The organism is Roseomonas sp. TAS13, from assembly GCF_001950415.1.
GTDB lineage: Bacteria > Pseudomonadota > Alphaproteobacteria > Acetobacterales > Acetobacteraceae > Roseomonas > Roseomonas mucosa.
This window is the reverse complement of sequence record NZ_BDLP01000049.1, coordinates 1-18,956: the sequence shown is the minus strand read 5'-3', so window position 1 is coordinate 18,956 and position 18,956 is coordinate 1. Positions and strand designations below refer to the sequence as shown.

Annotated in this window: 33 protein-coding genes and 1 pseudogene; 4 read left to right on the top strand and 30 right to left on the bottom strand. The window is 67.9% G+C overall.

Annotated elements, in window-relative coordinates; genetic code table 11:
- Positions 1-1,149 (top strand): threonine ammonia-lyase (locus tag ROTAS13_RS06665; protein WP_075821883.1); only part of this gene is annotated, 1,149 nt, incomplete at its 5' end.
- 189 nt (positions 1,150-1,338) lie between these two features.
- Here the strand turns inward: ROTAS13_RS06665 and ROTAS13_RS06660 are convergent.
- On the bottom strand, positions 1,339-1,818 hold the full coding sequence (locus ROTAS13_RS06660) for an Lrp/AsnC family transcriptional regulator (protein WP_019459472.1): 480 nt from the start codon (positions 1,816-1,818) through the stop codon (positions 1,339-1,341).
- Between the two features lie 109 nt (positions 1,819-1,927).
- Here ROTAS13_RS06660 and trxB point away from each other — a divergent pair, with 109 nt between their 5' ends.
- The 3 genes from trxB to ROTAS13_RS06645 all read left to right on the top strand — a co-directional run bounded on the left by trxB (position 1,928) and on the right by ROTAS13_RS06645 (position 4,289).
- The gene (trxB, locus tag ROTAS13_RS06655; protein WP_051004721.1) at positions 1,928-2,944 is read left to right on the top strand and encodes a thioredoxin-disulfide reductase; all 1,017 of its coding nucleotides are present in this window, start codon (positions 1,928-1,930) and stop codon (positions 2,942-2,944) included.
- Positions 2,945-2,962: 18 nt separating this feature from the next.
- Positions 2,963-3,856 carry a LysR family transcriptional regulator gene (locus tag ROTAS13_RS06650; RefSeq protein ID WP_019459474.1) on the top strand — a complete coding sequence of 298 codons (894 nt, stop codon included), beginning with the start codon at positions 2,963-2,965 and terminating at the stop codon, positions 3,854-3,856.
- Between the two features lie 94 nt (positions 3,857-3,950).
- Entirely contained in the window at positions 3,951-4,289 is a 339-nt protein-coding gene (locus ROTAS13_RS06645) for a hypothetical protein (RefSeq protein ID WP_075821882.1), read from the top strand.
- A gap of 15 nt (positions 4,290-4,304) precedes the next feature.
- On the opposite strand, the gene ROTAS13_RS06640 is transcribed toward ROTAS13_RS06645, so the two are convergent.
- From ROTAS13_RS06640 to tuf, 29 genes and pseudogenes are all read right to left on the bottom strand, one after another.
- Positions 4,305-4,739, bottom strand: coding sequence for a hypothetical protein (locus ROTAS13_RS06640; protein WP_075821881.1), 435 nt, complete (start codon positions 4,737-4,739; stop codon positions 4,305-4,307).
- Positions 4,740-4,804: 65 nt separating this feature from the next.
- Entirely contained in the window at positions 4,805-5,236 is a 432-nt protein-coding gene (gene rplQ, locus ROTAS13_RS06635; protein WP_026032924.1) for a 50S ribosomal protein L17, read from the bottom strand.
- Positions 5,237-5,258: 22 nt separating this feature from the next.
- Positions 5,259-6,275, bottom strand: coding sequence for a DNA-directed RNA polymerase subunit alpha (locus ROTAS13_RS06630; protein ID WP_019459478.1), 1,017 nt, complete (start codon positions 6,273-6,275; stop codon positions 5,259-5,261).
- 28 nt (positions 6,276-6,303) lie between these two features.
- Positions 6,304-6,702, bottom strand: a complete 399-nt coding sequence (gene rpsK, locus ROTAS13_RS06625; RefSeq protein ID WP_019459479.1) for a 30S ribosomal protein S11 — start codon at positions 6,700-6,702, stop codon at positions 6,304-6,306.
- Between the two features lies 1 nt (position 6,703).
- Positions 6,704-7,081: a 30S ribosomal protein S13 gene (gene rpsM / locus ROTAS13_RS06620; protein ID WP_075821880.1), complete on the bottom strand. Its 378-nt coding sequence runs from the start codon at positions 7,079-7,081 to the stop codon at positions 6,704-6,706.
- Between the two features lie 184 nt (positions 7,082-7,265).
- A complete protein-coding gene (locus ROTAS13_RS06615) occupies positions 7,266-7,916 on the bottom strand; it encodes an adenylate kinase (protein WP_075821879.1) in 651 nt (216 codons plus the stop codon).
- Entirely contained in the window at positions 7,913-9,319 is a 1,407-nt protein-coding gene (gene secY / locus ROTAS13_RS06610; protein ID WP_075821878.1) for a preprotein translocase subunit SecY, read from the bottom strand. The genes ROTAS13_RS06615 and secY overlap by 4 nt, the downstream gene beginning before the upstream one ends.
- A 94-nt stretch (positions 9,320-9,413) precedes the next feature.
- Positions 9,414-9,908 (bottom strand): 50S ribosomal protein L15, encoded by a 495-nt coding sequence (rplO, locus tag ROTAS13_RS06605; protein WP_027281264.1) that lies wholly within the window; start codon positions 9,906-9,908, stop codon positions 9,414-9,416.
- A gap of 5 nt (positions 9,909-9,913) precedes the next feature.
- Positions 9,914-10,105, bottom strand: a complete 192-nt coding sequence (gene rpmD / locus ROTAS13_RS06600; protein WP_019459484.1) for a 50S ribosomal protein L30 — start codon at positions 10,103-10,105, stop codon at positions 9,914-9,916.
- The gene (gene rpsE, locus ROTAS13_RS06595) at positions 10,098-10,739 is read right to left on the bottom strand and encodes a 30S ribosomal protein S5 (protein WP_019459485.1); all 642 of its coding nucleotides are present in this window, start codon (positions 10,737-10,739) and stop codon (positions 10,098-10,100) included. The genes rpmD and rpsE overlap by 8 nt, the downstream gene beginning before the upstream one ends.
- A gap of 14 nt (positions 10,740-10,753) precedes the next feature.
- A complete protein-coding gene (gene rplR, locus ROTAS13_RS06590; RefSeq protein WP_019459486.1) occupies positions 10,754-11,107 on the bottom strand; it encodes a 50S ribosomal protein L18 in 354 nt (117 codons plus the stop codon).
- Positions 11,107-11,643 (bottom strand): 50S ribosomal protein L6, encoded by a 537-nt coding sequence (gene rplF, locus ROTAS13_RS06585; protein ID WP_019459487.1) that lies wholly within the window; start codon positions 11,641-11,643, stop codon positions 11,107-11,109. Before rplF ends, rplR begins: the two co-directional genes overlap by 1 nt.
- A 13-nt stretch (positions 11,644-11,656) precedes the next feature.
- Positions 11,657-12,055 (bottom strand): 30S ribosomal protein S8, encoded by a 399-nt coding sequence (gene rpsH / locus ROTAS13_RS06580; RefSeq protein ID WP_027281260.1) that lies wholly within the window; start codon positions 12,053-12,055, stop codon positions 11,657-11,659.
- A 12-nt stretch (positions 12,056-12,067) separates the two neighbouring features.
- Positions 12,068-12,373: a 30S ribosomal protein S14 gene (rpsN, locus tag ROTAS13_RS06575; RefSeq protein ID WP_019459489.1), complete on the bottom strand. Its 306-nt coding sequence runs from the start codon at positions 12,371-12,373 to the stop codon at positions 12,068-12,070.
- Positions 12,374-12,452: 79 nt separating this feature from the next.
- Positions 12,453-13,016: a 50S ribosomal protein L5 gene (rplE, locus tag ROTAS13_RS06570; protein ID WP_019459490.1), complete on the bottom strand. Its 564-nt coding sequence runs from the start codon at positions 13,014-13,016 to the stop codon at positions 12,453-12,455.
- Positions 13,013-13,330 (bottom strand): 50S ribosomal protein L24, encoded by a 318-nt coding sequence (gene rplX / locus ROTAS13_RS06565; RefSeq protein WP_027281257.1) that lies wholly within the window; start codon positions 13,328-13,330, stop codon positions 13,013-13,015. Before rplX ends, rplE begins: the two co-directional genes overlap by 4 nt.
- Positions 13,330-13,698, bottom strand: a complete 369-nt coding sequence (gene rplN / locus ROTAS13_RS06560; RefSeq protein WP_019459492.1) for a 50S ribosomal protein L14 — start codon at positions 13,696-13,698, stop codon at positions 13,330-13,332. The genes rplX and rplN overlap by 1 nt, the downstream gene beginning before the upstream one ends.
- A complete protein-coding gene (gene rpsQ, locus ROTAS13_RS06555; protein ID WP_019459493.1) occupies positions 13,695-13,991 on the bottom strand; it encodes a 30S ribosomal protein S17 in 297 nt (98 codons plus the stop codon). The genes rplN and rpsQ overlap by 4 nt, the downstream gene beginning before the upstream one ends.
- A gap of 16 nt (positions 13,992-14,007) precedes the next feature.
- The gene (gene rpmC, locus ROTAS13_RS06550) at positions 14,008-14,214 is read right to left on the bottom strand and encodes a 50S ribosomal protein L29 (protein ID WP_019459494.1); all 207 of its coding nucleotides are present in this window, start codon (positions 14,212-14,214) and stop codon (positions 14,008-14,010) included.
- Between the two features lie 4 nt (positions 14,215-14,218).
- Complete coding sequence (rplP, locus tag ROTAS13_RS06545) at positions 14,219-14,638, bottom strand: 50S ribosomal protein L16 (protein WP_019459495.1); 420 nt, start codon at positions 14,636-14,638, stop codon at positions 14,219-14,221.
- A 13-nt stretch (positions 14,639-14,651) separates the two neighbouring features.
- Positions 14,652-15,329 (bottom strand): 30S ribosomal protein S3, encoded by a 678-nt coding sequence (gene rpsC / locus ROTAS13_RS06540; protein ID WP_019459496.1) that lies wholly within the window; start codon positions 15,327-15,329, stop codon positions 14,652-14,654.
- Position 15,330: 1 nt separating this feature from the next.
- A complete protein-coding gene (gene rplV, locus ROTAS13_RS06535) occupies positions 15,331-15,729 on the bottom strand; it encodes a 50S ribosomal protein L22 (RefSeq protein ID WP_019459497.1) in 399 nt (132 codons plus the stop codon).
- A gap of 1 nt (position 15,730) precedes the next feature.
- Positions 15,731-16,009, bottom strand: a complete 279-nt coding sequence (gene rpsS / locus ROTAS13_RS06530; RefSeq protein WP_019459498.1) for a 30S ribosomal protein S19 — start codon at positions 16,007-16,009, stop codon at positions 15,731-15,733.
- A 4-nt stretch (positions 16,010-16,013) separates the two neighbouring features.
- A complete protein-coding gene (rplB, locus tag ROTAS13_RS06525; RefSeq protein WP_026032926.1) occupies positions 16,014-16,850 on the bottom strand; it encodes a 50S ribosomal protein L2 in 837 nt (278 codons plus the stop codon).
- Positions 16,851-16,853: 3 nt separating this feature from the next.
- Positions 16,854-17,135: a 50S ribosomal protein L23 gene (locus tag ROTAS13_RS06520; RefSeq protein WP_037225247.1), complete on the bottom strand. Its 282-nt coding sequence runs from the start codon at positions 17,133-17,135 to the stop codon at positions 16,854-16,856.
- A gap of 47 nt (positions 17,136-17,182) precedes the next feature.
- Positions 17,183-17,797, bottom strand: a complete 615-nt coding sequence (rplD, locus tag ROTAS13_RS06515; RefSeq protein WP_019459501.1) for a 50S ribosomal protein L4 — start codon at positions 17,795-17,797, stop codon at positions 17,183-17,185.
- A 15-nt stretch (positions 17,798-17,812) separates the two neighbouring features.
- Positions 17,813-18,490: a 50S ribosomal protein L3 gene (gene rplC, locus ROTAS13_RS06510; protein ID WP_019459502.1), complete on the bottom strand. Its 678-nt coding sequence runs from the start codon at positions 18,488-18,490 to the stop codon at positions 17,813-17,815.
- Between the two features lie 19 nt (positions 18,491-18,509).
- Entirely contained in the window at positions 18,510-18,821 is a 312-nt protein-coding gene (gene rpsJ, locus ROTAS13_RS06505; RefSeq protein WP_019459503.1) for a 30S ribosomal protein S10, read from the bottom strand.
- A 6-nt stretch (positions 18,822-18,827) separates the two neighbouring features.
- Positions 18,828-18,956 (bottom strand): annotated as a pseudogene (gene tuf / locus ROTAS13_RS06500) (elongation factor Tu); the annotation flags it as partial.

Below are 18,956 nucleotides of genomic sequence, written 5' to 3'. Positions count from 1 at the left end.
TCGCCTTACGGTGGAGCTGTGCGTAGATGTGATCAAGAGACAGCCGGCGCCCGGGTGCTGCTGAAGCTTGACAACCTCCACCCCACCGGCGCCTTCAAGGAGCGCGGCGCGGCCAACCGCCTCGCCCAGCTCTCGGCGCGGGAAGGTGAGGCCGGGGTGATCGCGATGAGCGCCGGCAACCACGCCCAGGCCGTCGCGCGCCACGCCCATCTGCTGGGCATCCGCGCCACCATCGTGATGCCCCGCTTCACCCCCTCCACCAAGGTGGTGCGGACGGAAAGCTGGGGCGCCCGGGTGGTGCTGCACGGGGAAACCCTGGCCGAGGCCGCCTCCCACGCCCATGCCCTGGCGCTGAGCGAGGGGCTGGTCTTCGTCCACCCCTATGACGACCCGGAGATCGTCGCCGGCCAGGGCACCATGGCGCTGGAGATCCTGGAAGACGCCCCCTCCGGTCTGCAATCCATGGTGATCCCCGTGGGCGGCGGCGGCCTTGTCGCCGGCTCCGCCGCGGTGGTGAAGGAGCTGCGCCCCGACATCGCCCTCTACGGCGTCGAGGTCGAGGGCTATCCCGCCATGGCCCAGCGCCTGGCGGGCGAGCCGGTGAAGGTCGGCGGCCCCACCATCGCCGAGGGCATCGCCGTGCGCGACGTGGGCGAGCTGCCGGCCGCGATGCTGGCCCGGCTGGGCATCGAGGTCCTGGTCGTCCCCGAACGCGCGGTGGAGCGGGCCATCGCCCTGCTGGCCGAGGGCGCCAAGGTCGTGGCCGAAGGCGCCGGCGCCGCCGGCCTTGCCGCCATCCTGGCCTTTCCCGAGCGCTTCGCGGGCCATACCGTCGCCACCACCGTCTGCGGCGGCAATATCGACCCGCGCATCCTGGCCAATGTCCTGCTGCGGGAGATGCTGCGCGACGGCCGCATCCTGCGCCTGCACCTCGACATCCCCGACCGGCCGGGCGTCCTGGCCGATATCTCCACTCGCGTCGCGGCCGCCGGCGGCAATGTCATCGAAGTCAGCCACCAGCGCCTCTTCGCCGCCCCCTCGGTCCAGACCGCCGAGCTGGAGCTTATGATCGAGGTGCGCGACGCCAACCAGGGCGCGGCCATCGTCGCCGCCCTGGAAGCGGCGGACTATACCGTCCGGGTGGGCTGAGGGCGGCGTTCCCATGGCCCGGGCGGGAAGGCTCCGCCTTTCCCCCAATACCCCCTCCACAGGACCCGGTGGGCTGGCGCCTGCCGCCACCGGAGATCGGCGGGGTTTCGGGGAGGCCCTCGCCTTCCTGAGCAGAGGGGACCAGGGGGGAAGCGACGCCTCCCACGGGACAGCGTCGCCGGAACAGCCTCAGCGCCGCTCCACCGGCACGCCCACCTCTTCCTTGGCGGTGCGGATCACCTGGAGGGTCTGCACCCGCATCACATGGTCGGCCCCGGTGAGGCGGGAGGTCAGGGCGTTCTCGTGCGCCGTGTCGCGCGCCACCAGCCGCAGCAGGAAGTCACCGCCGCCGCGGATCATGTGGCACTCCCTCACCTCCGGCCAGGCGGTGACCATCCGCTCGAAGGCCTCCAGCACCGAGAGCTTCTGCGTCTCCAGCCCGACCAGCGCGTAGAAGCCGACTTCCCAGCCGAGCGAGCCGGGCTCCAGATCGGCATGGTAGCCCCGGACCACGCCGAGTTCCTCCAGCCGGCGCACCCGGCGCAGGCAGGGAGGGGCCGAGAGGCCGACGCGGCGGGCGAGTTCCACATTCGTGATCCGCCCGTCCTGCTGGATCTCGTCGAGGATGGCCAGGTCAGTCGCGTCCAGCTCGGGCACGTCATTCGGCATACTGTTCATTGCCCGTCATGGCGATGCGGCGAAATATCCTTGCACGCTCCGCACGTCCAGACCATCCTTTCCGGAATGCCGGGTTGCGGTGGACGCAGGGCTGACCGATATGCTGCGCGTAACCCGCGACTCGCAGGAATCAGAAGTGCCCGAGACTCACCGAACCCGCCTCCTCGTTCTGGGTGCCGGACCGGCCGGATACACGGCGGCCATCTACGCGGCCCGCGCCGGATTGCAACCGATCGTCGTGGCGGGCCTGCAGCCGGGCGGACAGCTCACCATCACCACCGAGGTCGAGAACTATCCAGGCTTCGCCGAGGCCATCCAGGGCCCCTGGCTCATGGAGCAGATGGCGAAGCAGGCCGAACATGTCGGCGCCCGCCTGCAGATGGACACCATCACCGCCGTGGACCTGTCCCGCCGCCCCTTCCGCTGCGAGGGCGATTCCGGCGACGTCTACTTCGCCGACAGCCTGGTGATCGCCACCGGGGCCCAAGCCCGCTGGCTCGGCATTCCGGGGGAGAAGGAGCTTTCGGGCTTCGGCGTCTCCGCCTGCGCCACCTGCGACGGCTTCTTCTTCCGGGGGCGGGAGGTCGCGGTCATCGGCGGCGGCAACACGGCCATCGAGGAAGCCCTCTACCTTTCCGGCCTCGCCGCCCGCGTCACGTTGATCCACCGGCGCGACACCTTCCGAGCCGAGCGCATCCTGCTCGACCGCCTCTTCGCCCGCCCGAACATCGTGGTGGTGCGCGACACGGTGGCCGAGGCCATCCTGGCCGACGAGAGCGGCCGCACGCCGGTCGCCCGGGCACTCGCCCTGCGCAACCTGAAGACCGGCGAGGCCTCCGAGCTGCCGATCCATGGCGTTTTCGTCGCCATCGGCCACGCGCCCGCCACCGCCCTGTTCCGGGGCCAGCTCGACATGGACGAGGCGGGCTATATCCGCACCGAGCCGGGCCGCACCCAGACCTCGGCGGAAGGGGTCTTCGCGGCCGGGGACGTGCAGGACCACATCTACCGCCAGGCGATCACCGCGGCCGGCACCGGCTGCATGGCCGCGCTCGATGCCGAGAAGTGGCTCGCCGGCCTTCCCGAATCTGCCCCGGCCCCAGCGGCCTATCTCTGAGGCGAGGAAACACCGATCATGCCACTCGACTGGGACAAGCTGAGGGTTTTCCACGCGGTCGCCGAGGCGGGGTCCTTCACCCATGCCGGCGAGTCGCTGAACCTGAGCCAGTCCGCCGTCTCCCGCCAGATCCAGGCCCTGGAAGAGGCCCTGGCGGTGCCCCTGTTCCACCGCCACGCCCGCGGCCTGATCCTGACGGAACAAGGCGAGACGCTGAACAAGACGGTGCGCGAGGTCTTCGCCAAGCTGGCGATGACCGAGGCCCTGCTCACCGAGAGCCGTGAGCGCGCCGCCGGCCGCCTCAAGGTCACGACCACCACCGGCTTCGGCTCGCTCTGGCTCGCCCCGCGCCTGCAACGCTTCATCGAGAAGCACCCCGACGTCACCGTCACCCTGCTGCTGGACGACACGGAGCTGGACCTGGCGATGCGCGAGGCGGATGTCGCCATCCGCATGCACGCCCCCCGGCAGCCGGACCTGATCCAGCGCCATGTCGCCACCTTCGGCTGGAAGATCGTGGCCTCGCCCGAGTACGTGAAGCAGTACGGCGCCCCGCAGCGGCCGGAGGATCTCGATAACCACCGGCTGATCACCTATGGCGACCACCGCCAGCCGATCGAGGACATCAACTGGATCGCCGAGGCGGGACGCCGCGCCGGCAGCCCGCGTCGCGCCGTGATGGAGGTGAACAGCCTCCCCGCCATGCTGCGCGCCGTGCGCAGCGGCCTGGGCATCACCGCCCTGCCCGACTATCTCGGCGATGACATTGCGGATCTCACGCCGATCCTGAGCGAGATGAAGACCCCGCGCTTCGAGTCCTACTTCGTCTATCCGGAGGAGATGCGGCATTCCAAGCGCGTCGCCGTCTTCCGCGACTTCCTGGTGTCGGAGCTGGCCAAGAACCAGGGTTGACCGGCCCATCGGACCGGCCTGTCCCACCGGGCCATCCGGCCCGGTGGGACAGGCCGGGAGAGATGGCGGGGGAGGCAGAAAAGAGGAAAGACCCATGACCGGGAATGCCTTCGAGAGCCCCTTCGCCGGCCGCCTGCTGTCGGAGCAGGTGACCAACCCCAATATCCTGGTTGGCCGCTACAGCTACTATTCCGGCTACTATCACCGGCACGGTTTCGACGACTGTGCCCGCTACCTTTTTCCCGACCGCACGGATGTGGATCGCCTGATCATCGGGAGCTTCTGCTCGATCGGCAGCGGCGCCGCCTTGCTATTGGAAATGGCCTGGTGGGACTGGCCGCTCGAGCGGATCAGCGCGGCCCTGCCCCTGCTCTGCAACAGGGACATCCCCGCCCTCCACGCCTTCTGGCGCCAGGAACCAGCGGGGGGCTGAACCCCCACGCCCTTTTCAGCCCCCGCGCGCCATCCGGGCCGCCAGTTCGGCGCTGACGCTGGCCACGCCCTTCACCAGCGGTGCGGGCCAGGGCGAGCCGCGGGGCGGCACCTGGCGGTCAAGCTCGCCATCCCGGATCAACAGCATCCAGAGCAGCCCGTTCTTCGGCTCATGCCCCAGGAACAGCCCGTTCCGCGCGCAGTCCCCGCCACGGCAGCCCCAGGCCCAGGCGAAGCCGTCCTCGGCATGGACGTGGCTCCCAGGGGCGCGCAGATGCTCGAAAATCACCTGCTGCCGGCCGCGTGCAACGTTGCGCAGCATCGGCGCCATGTCCTGCAAGGCGCCGAGCTGCTGGATGGTCTGCCCCTCCAGCTCCGAGGCGTCGTCCACCACGCCCTCATCGGCAAGCCCCGCGGCGGGCAGGCAGAGCAGGCCCAGCACGAACAGCAACGGGGCGAGTGGTTTCCCACCCGCCCCGTGCCGAAACGATCCGATCAGCCGCATCGGTCGATAAATCAGGCCTGGGGCTGCTCGCCCTCGGCCTCGACGATCTCCGGCTGCGGGCCGCTGTCCAGGCCCTTGGCCGAGACGTCGCGATCCACCAGCTCGATCACCGCCATGTCGGCGGCATCGCCGTAGCGCACGCCGGCCTTCAGCACGCGGCAATAACCGCCCTGGCGGGTGGCGTAGCGCTCCGCGATGGTCGTGAACAGCTTGTCCACCACCTTCTCGTCGCGGATCTGGGCCAGCGCCTGCCGGCGGGCCGAGAGGTCGCCGCGCTTGCCGAGCGTGATGATCCGCTCGACATAGGGCCGCAGCTCCTTGGCCTTGGGCAGGGTGGTCGTGATCTGCTCGTGCTTGAGCAGCGAGGTCGCCATGTTCCGGAACATCGCGATCCGGTGAGAGGAAGTGACGTTCAGCTTCCGCCCGGACATCCCGTGACGCATTTCAGTCTCCTAGGCCCCGGGTTCAGAAGGGCTCTTCGACCCGGCGAGCCAGGTCCTCGATGTTCTCAGGCGGCCAGCCCGGCACGTTCATTCCGAGGCTGAGACCCATGGAGGCGAGAACCTCCTTGATCTCGTTCAGGGACTTGCGCCCGAAATTCGGGGTGCGCAGCATCTCCTGCTCGGACTTCTGCACGAGGTCGCCGATATAGACGATGTTGTCGTTCTTCAGGCAGTTCGCGCTGCGGACCGACAGCTCCAGCTCATCGACCTTGCGAAGCAGGTTGCGGTTGAAGGGCAGGTCGTCCTGCACCTCCTGCACCTTGGCCTCGCGCGGCTCGTCGAAGTTGATGAAGAGCTGCAGCTGGTCCTGCAGGATGCGGGCGGCGAGCGCCACCGCGTCATCCGGCGCGACCGTGCCGTCGGTCTCCACCGTGAGCACGAGCTTGTCGTAGTCCGTGCGCTGGCCGACGCGGGTCGGCTGCACCTGGAAGGCGACGCGGCGGACAGGCGAATAGATCGCGTCCACCGGGATCAGGCCGATCTCCTGGTCCTCGGTCCGGTTCTCGGAGGCGGGGACATAGCCCTTGCCCGTCGAGACGGTGAGTTCCATGGAGAAGCGCGCCCCATCGTCGAGCGTGCAGATCACCAGCTCCGGGTTGGCGACCTCGATGTCGCCGGTCACCTGGATCTGGCCCGCCGTCACCTCGCCGGGGCCGGTGGCCTCCAGCGTCAGGCGCTTCGTGCCCTCGGAGGGCATGCGGATGGCCAGCTGCTTGATGTTCAGGATGATGTCGGTGACATCCTCCTGGACACCCTGCAGGCTGCTGAACTCGTGCAGCGCGCCCTCGATCTTCACGGCCGTGACGGCCGCGCCCTGGAGCGAGGACAGCAGAACCCGCCGCAGCGCGTTGCCCAGAGTCTGACCGAAGCCGCGCTCCAGCGGCTCGGCGACCACGGTGGCCACGCGCGCGGGGTCAGCGCCCGGATCGACGTCCAGGCGCTCGGGCTTGATCAGGGAACGCCAATTGCGATCCAGCACTTGGGTATCTCCTGCGACGTTTCCCCGATCAGACGCGACGACGCTTGCGCGGACGGCAACCGTTGTGCGGGATCGGGGTCACGTCCTTGATGGCGGTGACATAGAAGCCGACGGCCTGCAGAGCGCGCAGCGCGCTCTCGCGGCCCGAACCGGGACCGGAGACCATGATCTCCAGGGTCTCCATGCCGTGCTCGCGGGCCTTGCGGCCGGCATCCTCGGCCGCGACCTGCGCGGCGTACGGGGTGGACTTCCGGCTGCCCTTGAAGCCCTGCGACCCGGAGGACGACCAAGCAATGGCGTTGCCCTGGCTGTCGGTGATCGTCACGATGGTGTTGTTGAAGGTCGCGAGCACATGCGCCACGCCCGTGGCGATGTTCTTGCGCTCCTTCTTGCGGGGACGGGAGCCCGCCTGCGGCTGACGCGCCATCTTACTTCGTCACCTTCTTCTTGCCGGCGATCGCCACGGCCTTGCCCTTGCGGGTGCGGGCGTTGGTGTGGGTGCGCTGGCCGCGCACCGGCAGGCCACGGCGGTGACGCAGGCCACGGTAGCAGGCCATGTCCATCAGCCGCTTGATGTTCATCGCCACTTCGCGGCGGAGGTCACCCTCCACGCGGTAGTCGCGATCCAGCATCTCGCGGATCTTCAGGACCTCCTCGTCGGAGAGCTGGTTGACCCGGCGCTCCTCGGGGATACCGAGCTTCTCGCAGATCTCGGCCGCGTTCTTCGGGCCGATGCCATAGATATAGCGCAGGGAAATCTGCACCCGCTTGTTGTCGGGGATGTTCACGCCGGCGATACGCGCCACGTTCGCTCTCCTGGAGCAACTGCTCCGATAGGGCCGGCGACGGCGGGCAGCCTGGGCCGGCGAGGTGATCATTGCCCGACTCCGGCGGCGAAACCGCCGAAGCACCGGCAAATGGCATGGGAACACGCAGCGGGAGGGAGCCCGCCGCGAGGAAGGGGCGGGATAAACCTCCCCGTCCCTCAGGTCAAGCCCGCCTCAACAGGGCTCCCAGTTCGCGGGTCACGTCGTCGATATCGGCCATGCCGTCCACCGACTTCAGCTTCCCCTGCGCCTGGTAGTAGGGCAGCAGCGGCTCCGTCTGCATCCGGTAGGCCTCCAGGCGCGCCGCCACGGTCTCCGCCTTGTCGTCGGCCCGGCGGACGAACTCCGTGCCGCCGCAGACGTCGCAGACCCCGGCCTGGATCGTCGGCTTGAAGGTGTCATGGTAGCCGGTGCCGCAGGCGGCGCAGGTGAAGCGGCCGGCGATGCGCTCGACCAGCGCCGTCGGGTCGACCTTCAACTCGATCACGTGATCGAGCGCCAAGCCCTTCTCCTTCAGCATCACGTCCAGCGCCTCCGCCTGAGGCACCGTGCGCGGGAAGCCGTCCAGGATGAAGCCCTTGGTGCAGTCCGGCCGGGCGACCCGCAGGGCCAGCATGGCGGTGATGATCGCGTCGGGCACCAGCCCGCCGCTCTCCATGATCGCCTTGGCCTCGCGCCCGATCTGGGAGCCAGACTTGACCTCCGCCCGGAGCATGTCGCCCGTCGAGATCTGCGCAACCCCGAACTTCTCCTCCAGGCGCTTGGCCTGGGTTCCCTTTCCGGCCCCGGGAGGCCCCAGCAGGATCAGGTTCAACGACGTCTCCCAACACTCGGACGGTTACCGTTCGGCAGGGACCGGCTTCCCCCAGCCCCCGGCGCCCCCAGCCGGGCCTTGCGGATCAGGCCCTGGTACTGGTGCGCGAAGAGATGAGACTGCACCTGCGCCACCGTGTCCATCGTGACGGACACGATGATCAGCAGGGAGGTGCCGCCGAAGTAGAAAGGCACGCCGTACTGGCTGATCAGGAATTCCGGGATCAGGCAGACGATGCAGAGGTAGATCGCGCCCACCAGGGTCAGCCGCGTCAGCACCCGGTCGAAATAGTCCGCCGTCGCCTGCCCCGGCCGGATACCGGGCACGAAGCCACCGTTCTTCTTCAGGTTCTCCGCCGTCTCCTGCGGGTTGAAGACCACAGCGGTGTAGAAGAAGGCGAAGAAGATGATCAGCGCGACATACAGGCCCATGTAGAGCGGCTGGCCATGCGCCAGCCACTGCGCCGCCCGGCTCAGCCAGGTGTCCTCTCCCTGCCCGGCCCCCGCGAAGCCCGCGAAGGTCGCCGGCAGCAGCAGCAGGGAGGAGGCGAAGATCGGCGGGATCACGCCGGCCGTGTTCAGCTTCAGCGGCAGATGGGTCGAGTCGCCGCCGAACATCCGGTTGCCGACCTGGCGCTTGGGATACTGCACCGGGATGCGGCGCTGCGCCCGCTCCATGAACACCACGAAGGCGATCACGGCCAGGGCGACCAGCAGGAAGAAGATGATGAAGGGCGTCGAGAGCGCCCCGGTCCGGCCCAGCTCCAGGGTCGAGACGAAGGCATGCGGCAGGTTTGCCACGATGCCTGCGAAGATGATCAGGCTGATGCCGTTGCCGATGCCCCGGGCGGTGATCTGCTCACCCAGCCACATCAGGAACATCGTGCCGCCCACCAGGGTGATCACTGCGGAAAGCCGGAAGAAGGTGCCCCCGGCATAGACCGGCGAGGCTCCCATGGCGCCCTGCATCCCCTCCAGCCCGACGGCGATGCCATAAGCCTGGAAGATCGCGATCAGCACCGTCAGATAGCGCGTGTACTGGTTGAGCTTCTTCCGTCCGCTCTCGCCCTCCTTCTTGAGGGCCTCCCAGGACGGGATCGCCGCCGTCATCAGCTGCACGATGATGGAGGCGGAGATATAGGGCATGATGTTCAGCGCGAAGACCGTCATGCGCCCCAGCGCGCCGCCCGTGAACATGTCGAACATGCCCAGGACGCCGCCGCCATGCTGGCGCAGGATATCCGCCATCACCGAGGCATCCACGCCAGGGACGGGGATATAGGTGCCGAGGCGATAGACGATCAGTGCCCCTAGTGTGAACCAGAGCCGCTTCTTCAGCTCGGTGGCGCGCGACAGCACCCCGAGGTTGAGATTGGCCGCGAGCTGCTCGGCGGCGAACGCCATGCGTACCCTCCATACAACTGCGGCGCCCGGGGAGGTCCCCCGCGCGCCGCAGCGAAGACATCAGCTGTCAGGTAGCCCCCCAGGGAGGCGCAAATCAAGCGGCCGGAGCTTCTTCCGAAGCCTTCGGCGCGGTGACCGTCACCTTGCCGCCCGCCGCCTCGACCGCCGCGATGGCGGCCTGCGAGGCACCGGTGACGGTGATGTTCACCGCACGCTTGATCTCACCCTTGGCGAGCAGGCGGACACCGGCACGCTTGCCGCTGACCCGCACCACGCCAGCCGCCTTCAGCATCGTCTCGTCCAGCGCCTGGTCGGCCGGCAGGCGGCCTTCCTCGATCGCCTTGTCGAGCAGGCCGATGTTCAGCGGCGCGTACTCGACGCGGAAGAGATTCACGAAGCCCCGCTTCGGCAGGCGCCGGTAGATCGGGAGCTGACCGCCCTCGAACCCGTTCAGCGACACGCCGGTGCGGGCCTTCTGGCCCTTCACGCCGCGGCCACCCGTCTTGCCCTTGCCGGAACCGATGCCGCGGCCGATGCGCTTGAACTTCGGGCGGGCGCCCTCGTTGTCGCGCAGCTCGTTGAGCTTCACCATGATCAGTCCTCCACCTTGATGAGGTGGGCGACCTTGCGGATCATCCCGCGCACGGCGGGGGTGTCCTCAAGCTCGCGGGTCCGGTGCATCTTGTTCAGCCCCAGCCCGATCAGCGTCTCGCGCTGCCCGGGCTTGCGGCCGATCGGCGACCCGGTCTGGGTCACCTTCACGGTCTTCTTGGCAGTCTCAGACACCGCCAGCCTCCTGAGCCGCCGGAGCGGCCTCGTCCTTGCGCGGGCCGATCAGGTCGGAGACCTTCTTGCCGCGCCGCGCCGCCACGGCACGCGGGGAGGTCACCTTCCCCAGCGCCGCGAAGGTCGCCTTGACCATGTTGTGCGGGTTCGTCGTGCCGGTGCACTTGGCGACCACGTCGCCCATGCCCAGCGTCTCGAACACGGCGCGCATCGGGCCGCCGGCAATGATGCCGGTGCCCGCCGGCGCCGCGCGCAGGATCACGCGGCCCGCGCCGAACTCGCCGATCATGTCGTGGTGCAGGGTGCGGCCCTCACGCATCGGCACGCGGATCATCGTCCGCTTGGCGCGCTCGGTCGCCTTGCGGATCGCCTCCGGAACCTCGCGCGCCTTGCCGGCGCCCCAGCCCACGCGCCCCTTCTGGTCGCCCACCACCACGAGCGCGGCGAAGGAGAAGCGACGGCCACCCTTCACCACCTTCGCGACGCGATTGATGGTCACCAGCTTGTCGCGGAGCTCATCACCCTCGCTGTGGGCCTGCTGCTGATTGCGGTCGTTGTCGCGACGGCGGCCGCGGCCACGGCGCTCGCCGTCACCACCCTCGCCACCGCCACCGGACCTCGGTGCATATGCCATGCGTCAGACGCTCCTCAGAACGACAGCCCGCCCTCGCGGGCGCCGTCCGCCAGGGCCTTGACCCTGCCATGGTAGAGATAGGGGCCGCGGTCGAAGACCACCGCCGAGACACCGGCCGCGATGGCACGCTCGGCCACCAGCTTGCCGATGGCGGTCGCCGCGTCGACATCCGCCCCCGTACGGGCACGCAGGTCCTTCTCGAGCGTCGAGGCAGCCGCCAGGGTGCGGCCCACCTTGTCGTCGATCACCTGCGCATAGATGTGCCGGCCGGAGCGGTAGATCGACAGGCGAGGACGCCCGCCGGCCTTCTGCCGCAGCTGGAAGCGGAGCCGCGAGCGGCGCCGCGTCTGGAGTGCGAGCTTGCGCATTACTTCTTCTTACCCTCCTTCCGGAGGATGACCTCGTTGTCGTAGCGGACGCCCTTGCCCTTGTAGGGCTCGGGACCACGATAGGCGCGGATCTCGGCGGCCACCTGGCCGACCCGCTGCTTGTCCGCACCCTCGACCTTGATCGCCGTGGGGCGCTCGGTCGTGATCTTGATCCCCTCGGGGATCGCGTAGCGGATCTCGTGGCTGTAGCCGAGGTTCAGCACCAGCTCCTTGCCCTGGACCGCCGCACGGTAACCCGTGCCGGTGATCTCCATGGACTTGGAGAAGCCGGTGGAAACGCCCGTCACCATCCCGTTGATCAGCGAACGCGTGGTGCCCCACAGCGTGCGCGACCGCCGGTCCTCGCCCTTCGGCGAGACGGTGACGGAGCCGTCCTCGATCTTCACATCCACCGCTTCCGTGACGACCGGCAGGCGCAGCTCGCCGAGCTTGCCCTTGGCCACCACGACGCCGTCCTGAAGGGCGACGGTGACGCCGCTCGGGACGGTGACGGGATACTTGCCGACGCGTGACATGGGGCCGGCCTCCTCAGAACACGCGGCAGAGGACTTCGCCGCCAACATTGGCAGCGCGGGCCTCATTGTCGCTCATCACGCCGCGAGGCGTGGAAAGGATGGAAACGCCGAAGCCGTTATAGACCTTCGGCAGCTCCTTGATCTTCGCGTAGACGCGGCGGCCCGGCTTGGACACCCGGTTGATCTCCTTGATCACCGGCTCGCCCTCCGAGTACTTCAGCTCGATGTTGAGGATCTTCACGCCAGGGCGCACGTCCTCGGAGCTGTAGCCACGGATATAGCCCTCGCGCTTCAGGACATCCAGCACGTCGGCACGCAGGCGCGACGCGGGAGACACGATGCGGCTCTGCCGCGCGCGCTGACCATTGCGGATACGGGTGAGCATATCACCCAGCGGATCGGACAGGGACATCGATCCTCCGCCTTACCAGGAGGCCTTCACGAGCCCGGGAATCTGGCCGAAGGAGGCCAGGTCACGGAGCGCGTTACGGCTCAGCTTGAACTTGCGGTAATTCCCGCGGGGACGGCCAGTCAGCTCGCAGCGCAGGCGGACGCGCACCTTGGCGCCATTCCGCGGCAGCTGCGCGAGCTTCAGGGTGGCCTCGAAACGCTCCTCGACGGGCGCCTCGCGGTCCATCACCAGAGCCTTCAGCGCCGCACGCTTCTCCGCGTGCAGCGCCGAGAGCTTGGCGCGCCGGTTGTTCTTCTCGACAGCCGAAGTCTTGGCCATGCGATCTTATCCTCCAGAACCTGGCCCCACCCGCCCCCTGCCAACTGGGAAGGGAACGGGCCGGGCCGGTTTTCCGAGATTAATTGGCGAAAGGCAGCTCGAAGGCCTTGAGAAGGGCCTTGGCCTCCTTGTCCGTCTTTGCCGTGGTCACGAACTGGATGTCCATGCCACGCACCGCCTCGACCTTGTCGTAGGCGATTTCCGGGAAGATGATCTGCTCCTTCAGGCCCATGGCGAAATTGCCACGGCCGTCGAAGCCACGGTTGCCGGGCAGGCCGCGGAAATCGCGGACGCGCGGCATCGCGATCGTCACCAGACGGTCCAGGAACTCGTACATCCGCGCGCGGCGCAGCGTGACCTTGCAGCCAATCGCCTGCCCCTCGCGGATCTTGAAGCCCGCGATCGCCTTCTTGGCCCGGGTCTTGACCGGCTTCTGGCCAGCGATGGCCATCAGGTCGGCCACGGCCGCGTCCAGCTTCTTGCTGTCGCCGGCCGCTTCGCCCACGCCCATGTTGATGACGATCTTGGAGAGCTTGGGCATCTCCATGACGTTCTGGTAGCCGAACTGCTCCTGCAGAGCCTTGCGCACCACTTCGTTGTAGTGCCGCTGCAGGCGCGGCAGCTCCTTCTGAGTGTCGCTCATGCGTCGAGCACCTCGCCGGAGGCCTTGGCCACCCGGACCTTCTTGCCGTCCACGTCCTTGAAGCCGACGCGGGTCGGCTTGTCGGACTTCGGATCGATCAGCGCCAGGTTGGAGAGGTGGATCGTCGCCTCCTTCTCCTGGATGCCACCCGGCTGGTTCATGCCCTGCGGCTTCAGGTGCCGCTTGACCATGTTCACGCCCTGGACGATCGCCCGGTTATCCTCGGGGATCACGCGCAGCACCTCGCCGCGCTTGCCCTTGTCGGAACCGGTGATCACCTGGACGCGGTCACCCTTGCGGATCTTCGCGGCCATTACAGCACCTCCGGAGCCAGGGAGATGATCTTCATGTAACGGCGGGCGCGCAGCTCGCGCACCACCGGACCGAAGATACGCGTGCCGATCGGCTCGCCCTGCTTGTTGATCAGGACGGCCGCGTTGTTGTCGAAGCGGATGGCCGAGCCATCGCCACGCCGCACGGGATAGGCCGTGCGGACGATGACGGCGCGATGCACCTCGCCCTTCTTCACCTTGGCACGGGGAATGGCGTCCTTCACGGACACCACGATGATATCACCGACAGAAGCCGTCTTGCGCTTGGAACCGCCCAGCACCTTGATGCACTGGACCTTCCGGGCGCCGGAGTTGTCGGCGACGTCGAGGTTGGATTCAACCTGGATCATGCCGCCGCATTCTCCGCGACAGGGGCGCTCTCGAAGCCGGCGGGACGGGCGACGTCCTCACCGTTGCGCGCGACCACCAGCCAGCTCTTGCGCTTGCTGATGGGGCGGCACTCCTCGATCCGCACGGTATCGCCTTCCTTGCACAGGTTGGCGTCGTCGTGCGCCGCATAGCGGCCCGAGCGCTTGATGAACTTCTTGTAGAGCGGATGCATGACACGACGTTCGACGAGGACGGTAACCGTCTTGTCGCCCTTGTCGCTCACGACCCGCCCGGTGAGGACTCGCTTCGGCATCGCCGGGGTCTCCTCGTCAGGCCTTCTTGTCCGCCTGGGCCGACTGGCCCAGCACGGTCTTCACGCGGGCGATGTCGCGCCGCACCGCGCGAATACGCGAAACCGCCTCCAGTTGTCCAGTGGCACGTTGGAAGCGGAGGTTAAACTGCTCCTTCCGGAGATCGAGCAGCATCGCCTTCAGCTCGTCCGGGCTCTTCGCCCGGACATCTGCGATCTTGGTCATGTCTTTACGCCTCGGCGCCCAGACGCGCCACGAACTTCGTCTTGATCGGCAGCTTCGCCGCGCCAAGGGTCAGCGCCTCGCGGGCCGTCTCCTGGCTGACGCCGTCGATCTCGAACATGATGCGGCCCGGCTTGATGCGGGCCACCCAATACTCGGGCGCGCCCTTGCCGGAGCCCATGCGGACCTCGGCAGGCTTGGTCGAGACCGGAACATCCGGGAAGATCCGGATCCAGACGCGACCCTGACGCTTCATGGCGCGGGTGATGGCGCGACGGGCCGCCTCGATCTGGCGGGCCGTCACTCGCTCCGGCTCCAGGGCCTTCAGGCCAAAGCCGCCGAAGGACAGGGTGAACCCGCCCTTCGCCAGGCCATGGATGCGGCCCTTATGGGCCTTCCGGAACTTCGTGCGCTTCGGTTGCAGCATGATTCATCCCGCCTCAGCGCTGAGGCGCCTGCTCCGCGGCGCGCTTGTCCTGCGCCATCGGATCATGAGCCAGAATTTCACCCTTGAAGATCCACACCTTGACACCGCAGGTGCCATAGTTGGTCTTCGCCGTCGCCGTGCCGAAGTCGATGTCGGCGCGGAGGGTATGCAGGGGCACGCGGCCCTCGCGGTACCACTCCATGCGCGCGATCTCGGCCCCGCCCAGGCGGCCACCGCAGTTGATGCGGATGCCGCCGGCACCCAGGCGCATCGCGGACTGCACGGCGCGCTTCATGGCGCGCCGGAAGGCCACGCGGCGCTCCAGCTGCTGGGCGATGCTCTCGGCGACCAGGGTCGCGTCGATCTCGGGCTTGCGGATCTCCATGATGTTCAGGGAGACCTCGGCCCCGGCGAGCTTCGCCAGGTCCTTGCGCAGCACCTCGATGTCGGCGCCCTTCTTGCCGATCACCACGCCCGGACGGGCGGCATGGATCGTCACGCGCGGCTTCTTGGCCGGACGCTCGATCACGATGCGCGACACGCCGGCGCCCTTCAGGCGCTCCTTCAGCTTCGTACGCAGCTTCAGGTCATCGTGCAGCATCTTGGAATAGCCGGCATCGGCGTACCAGCGGCTATCCCAGGTGCGGTTGATGCCCAGCCGCAGCCCGATCGGGTTGACTTTGTGACCCATGTTATGCGGCCTCCTGCTGCGACGCGGTCTCGGCCTGCTCCGCCACCACGATGGTCAGGTGGCTGAACCACTTCTCGACGCGCGACGACCGGCCACGGCCACGGGCGTGGAAGCGCTTCATGACGACGGCACGGCCGACCTCGGCGCGGGCCACCACCAGACGGTCCACGTCCAGCTGGTGGTTGTTCTCCGCGTTCGCGATCGCGCTTTCCAGCGTCTTCTTGACCGTGTCGGTGATCCGGAACTTGGAGAAGGTCAGGATCGCCACCGCGTCCTGCGCCTTCCTGCCACGGATCAGACCGGCGGCCAGGTTCAGCTTGCGCGGCGAGACCCGGATGTTCCGGGTGGTCGCCTTCGCCTCGGTCTCCCCGAGGCTACGATCATGCTTCGGCTTGCTCATCTCAGCCCCGCTTCGCCTTCTTGTCGGCCGAGTGGCCGGTGAAGGTCCGCGTCGGCGAGAACTCGCCGAACTTGTGGCCGACCATGTTCTCGTTGACCTGCACCGGGATGAACTTCTTCCCGTTGTAGACCCCGAAGGTCAGGCCGACGAACTGCGGAAGGATCGTGCTGCGGCGGCTCCAGATCTTGATGATCTCGTTCCGCCCCGACGCACGCGCCGCATCCGCCTTGTTGAGCAGGTAGCCGTCGACGAACGGCCCCTTCCAAACACTGCGAGCCATCTAATCAGCCCTTCGTCGCGTTGCGCCGGCGAACAATCAGATTGTTCGTCCGCTTGTTGGTGCGGGTCTTGTAGCCCTTCGTCGGCTTGCCCCACGGGGTGACTGGGTGGCGGCCACCGGACGTCCGGCCCTCGCCACCGCCATGCGGGTGATCGACCGGGTTCATGACCACGCCGCGGTTGTGCGGACGGCGGCCAAGCCAGCGGGAGCGACCGGCCTTGCCGATCTGCTGGTTGCTGTTGTCCGGGTTGGACACGGCACCGATCGAGGCCATGCACTCCGCGCGCACCAGCCGCAGCTCGCCCGACATCAGCTTGATCTGGGCATAGCCCGAATCCTTGCCGACCAGCTGCGCGTAGGAACCCGCGGAACGGGCCATCTTCGCACCGGCGCCGGGCTTCAGCTCGATGCAGTGGATGATCGTGCCGACCGGAATGGCCGACAGCGGCATCGCATTGCCCGGCTTGATGTCGGCGCGCTGGTCGGAGACCACTGTGTCGCCGGCCTTCAGCCGCTGCGGCGCGATGATGTAGGCCAGCTCGCCATCCTGGTACTTCAGCAGCGCGATCCAGGCGGTGCGGTTGGGATCATACTCCAGCCGCTCGACCGTCGCGGGAACGCCGAACTTGGTGTTCCGCTTGAAGTCCACGTAGCGATAGGTCTGCTTGTGCCCGCCACCACGGAACCGAACGGTCGTGCGGCCGTGGTTGTTGCGGCCGCCCGACTTGCTCTTGCCCTCGGTGAGCTGCTTGACGGGCGCGCCCTTCCACAGCTCGGACCGGTCCACCAGCACCGTCCCGCGCAGGGACGGGGTGACCGGATTGAAGTTCTTCAATGCCATGGCTTACGCGAGCCCCGTCGTGAGGTCGATGGACTGGCCCTCGCCGAGCTTGACCATCGCCTTCTTCCAGTCCGAGCGCACCCCGGGACGACCCTTGAAGCGCTTCGTCTTGCCCTTGACCACCACGGTGTTCACGGCCTTCACCGTCACACCGAACAGGCCCTCCACAGCGGCCTTGATCTCGGGCTTCGTCGCCTCGAGCGCCACCTTGAAGGTCACCTGGCCCTGCTCGTTCAGGGCGGTCGCCTTCTCCGTCACCAGCGGCGCCAGCACGACCTGGTACATCCGCTCGCGCCCGATCACCGGGCGCTTGGCCTTTTCCTGCGTCTCGCTCACGCCAGCCGCTCCTTCAGCGCCTCGACCCCGGCCCGCGTCACCGCGAGGATGTCGTGGTTGAGGATGTCGTACACGTTGGCGCCGACCGTCGGCATGACCTGGACCTTGGGCAGGTTGCGCGCGGCGCGCACGAAGCCCTCGGCCGGGGTCGCATCGACCACCAGCGCGCTCGTCCAGCCCAGCGCCTTGACCTGCTTGGCCAGCTGCGCGGTCTTGGCCGCTTCGGCCGGCACGTCGATCACGACGAGCTTGCCGTCACGGGCCTTCTGGCTCAGCGCCGAGATCAGGCCCATGCGGCGGACCTTCTTGTTCAGGCTGTAGCCGTGGTCGCGGACGACCGGACCATGCACGACGCCACCGGTGCGGAACTGCGGCGCACGGAGCGAGCCCTGACGGGCATTGCCGGTCCCCTTCTGGCGATAGGGCTTCTTGGTGGTCCCGGAGACCTCCCCCATGCCCTTCACCTTGTGGGTACCCGCACGTCGCTTCGCGAGCTGCCAGTGCACCACGCGCGCCATGATGTCGGACCGCGGAGTGGCTCCGAAGAGCTCCTCCGGCAGTTCGATCTCGCCGGCTTGGCCGTTATCGAGAGTGATAACCTTCACTTGCATCGCTTCTGTCTACCTTTACGCCGGATAGGGCGCGTCGGCGTGGCGCGCGCGCTTCACGGCGTCGCGAACCATCACCCAGGCCCCCGCGGCGCCGGGCACGGAGCCCTTCACCAGCAGCAGCCCCTTCTCCGCATCGACACCCGCCACCACCAGGTTCTGGGTGGTGATGCGCTCGACACCGAGATGGCCGGCCATTTTCTTGTTCTTGAAGGTCTTGCCCGGATCCTGGCGGTTGCCCGTGGAACCGTGCGAGCGGTGGCTGATCGACACGCCGTGCGACGCCTCGAGACCACGGAAGTTCCAGCGCTTCATCGCACCGGCGAAGCCCTTGCCCTTCGAGGTCGCGGTCACGTCGATGCGCTGACCTGCGACGAAGTGCGACGGCGTCAGCGAAGCACCCGGCTCCAGCACCGCGTCGGCAGCGACACGGAACTCCACCAGCTTGGCCGGCGCTTCCACGCCGGTCTTCGCGAAGTGGCCCTTGTTGGGCTTGGAGACGTTCTTCACCTTCGCCTTCCCGGCACCGATCTGAAGGGCGACATAGCCGTCCTTCTCCTCGGTGCGGGTCGACACCACGCGCACGTCATCGACATGCAGCACGGTCACGGGGACGGTCGAACCGTCCTCGTTGAACAGCCGGGTCATGCCCAGCTTCTTGGCGATCAGGCCGGTACGGCCGTTAGTGGCGGCCATGGCAGCTATCCTCCCGGCCTTAGATCTTGATCTCGACGTCCACGCCCGAGGCGAGGTCGAGCTTCATCAGCGCGTCCACGGTCTGCGGGGTGGGGTCGACAATGTCCAGAAGGCGGCGATGAGTCCGGATCTCGAACTGCTCGCGCGACTTCTTGTCCACGTGCGGGGAACGGTTCACGGTGAACCGCTCGATATGCGTGGGCAGGGGGATCGGTCCCCGCACCCGCGCGCCGGTCCGCTTCGCGGTGTTCACGATCTCCCGCGTGCTGCCATCCAGCACGCGGTGATCGAACGCCTTGAGGCGGATGCGGATGTTTTGCGCGTCAGCCACGATGCATCACTTCTCGATGGAGGCGACGACGCCGGCGCCGACGGTGCGGCCGCCCTCGCGGATGGCGAAGCGCAGGCCCTGGTCCATGGCGATCGGCGCGATCAGCTCGACATCCATCGCCACGTTGTCGCCCGG

Coding starts and splice junctions, on each gene's coding strand:
- rplR (WP_019459486.1), bottom strand. CDS start 11,107: ATGCGCAAGCTCGCACTCCAGACGCGGCGCCGCTCGCGGCTCCGCTTC.
- rpsS (WP_019459498.1), bottom strand. CDS start 16,009: ATGGCTCGCAGTGTTTGGAAGGGGCCGTTCGTCGACGGCTACCTGCTC.
- rplP (WP_019459495.1), bottom strand. CDS start 14,638: ATGCTGCAACCGAAGCGCACGAAGTTCCGGAAGGCCCATAAGGGCCGC.
- rplN (WP_019459492.1), bottom strand. CDS start 13,698: ATGATCCAGGTTGAATCCAACCTCGACGTCGCCGACAACTCCGGCGCC.
- rpsC (WP_019459496.1), bottom strand. CDS start 15,329: ATGGGTCACAAAGTCAACCCGATCGGGCTGCGGCTGGGCATCAACCGC.
- rpsQ (WP_019459493.1), bottom strand. CDS start 13,991: ATGCCGAAGCGAGTCCTCACCGGGCGGGTCGTGAGCGACAAGGGCGAC.
- rplE (WP_019459490.1), bottom strand. CDS start 13,016: ATGAGCGACACTCAGAAGGAGCTGCCGCGCCTGCAGCGGCACTACAAC.
- rplC (WP_019459502.1), bottom strand. CDS start 18,490: ATGGCCGCCACTAACGGCCGTACCGGCCTGATCGCCAAGAAGCTGGGC.
- trxB (WP_051004721.1), top strand. CDS start 1,928: ATGCTGCGCGTAACCCGCGACTCGCAGGAATCAGAAGTGCCCGAGACT.
- rplV (WP_019459497.1), bottom strand. CDS start 15,729: ATGAGCAAGCCGAAGCATGATCGTAGCCTCGGGGAGACCGAGGCGAAG.
- rpsK (WP_019459479.1), bottom strand. CDS start 6,702: ATGGCGCGTCAGCCGCAGGCGGGCTCCCGTCCCCGCAAGAAGGAGCGC.
- rplD (WP_019459501.1), bottom strand. CDS start 17,797: ATGCAAGTGAAGGTTATCACTCTCGATAACGGCCAAGCCGGCGAGATC.
- rpsE (WP_019459485.1), bottom strand. CDS start 10,739: ATGGCATATGCACCGAGGTCCGGTGGCGGTGGCGAGGGTGGTGACGGC.
- rplB (WP_026032926.1), bottom strand. CDS start 16,850: ATGGCATTGAAGAACTTCAATCCGGTCACCCCGTCCCTGCGCGGGACG.
- rpsH (WP_027281260.1), bottom strand. CDS start 12,055: ATGTCCCTGTCCGATCCGCTGGGTGATATGCTCACCCGTATCCGCAAT.
- secY (WP_075821878.1), bottom strand. CDS start 9,319: ATGGCGTTCGCCGCCGAGCAGCTCGCGGCCAATCTCAACCTCGGGGTG.
- rpmC (WP_019459494.1), bottom strand. CDS start 14,214: ATGACCAAGATCGCAGATGTCCGGGCGAAGAGCCCGGACGAGCTGAAG.
- ROTAS13_RS06520 (WP_037225247.1), bottom strand. CDS start 17,135: ATGTACCAGGTCGTGCTGGCGCCGCTGGTGACGGAGAAGGCGACCGCC.
- rplF (WP_019459487.1), bottom strand. CDS start 11,643: ATGTCACGCGTCGGCAAGTATCCCGTCACCGTCCCGAGCGGCGTCACC.
- rplQ (WP_026032924.1), bottom strand. CDS start 5,236: ATGCGTCACGGGATGTCCGGGCGGAAGCTGAACGTCACTTCCTCTCAC.
- ROTAS13_RS06645 (WP_075821882.1), top strand. CDS start 3,951: ATGACCGGGAATGCCTTCGAGAGCCCCTTCGCCGGCCGCCTGCTGTCG.
- rplX (WP_027281257.1), bottom strand. CDS start 13,330: ATGGCCGCGAAGATCCGCAAGGGTGACCGCGTCCAGGTGATCACCGGT.
- ROTAS13_RS06660 (WP_019459472.1), bottom strand. CDS start 1,818: ATGCCGAATGACGTGCCCGAGCTGGACGCGACTGACCTGGCCATCCTC.
- ROTAS13_RS06650 (WP_019459474.1), top strand. CDS start 2,963: ATGCCACTCGACTGGGACAAGCTGAGGGTTTTCCACGCGGTCGCCGAG.
- rpsN (WP_019459489.1), bottom strand. CDS start 12,373: ATGGCCAAGACTTCGGCTGTCGAGAAGAACAACCGGCGCGCCAAGCTC.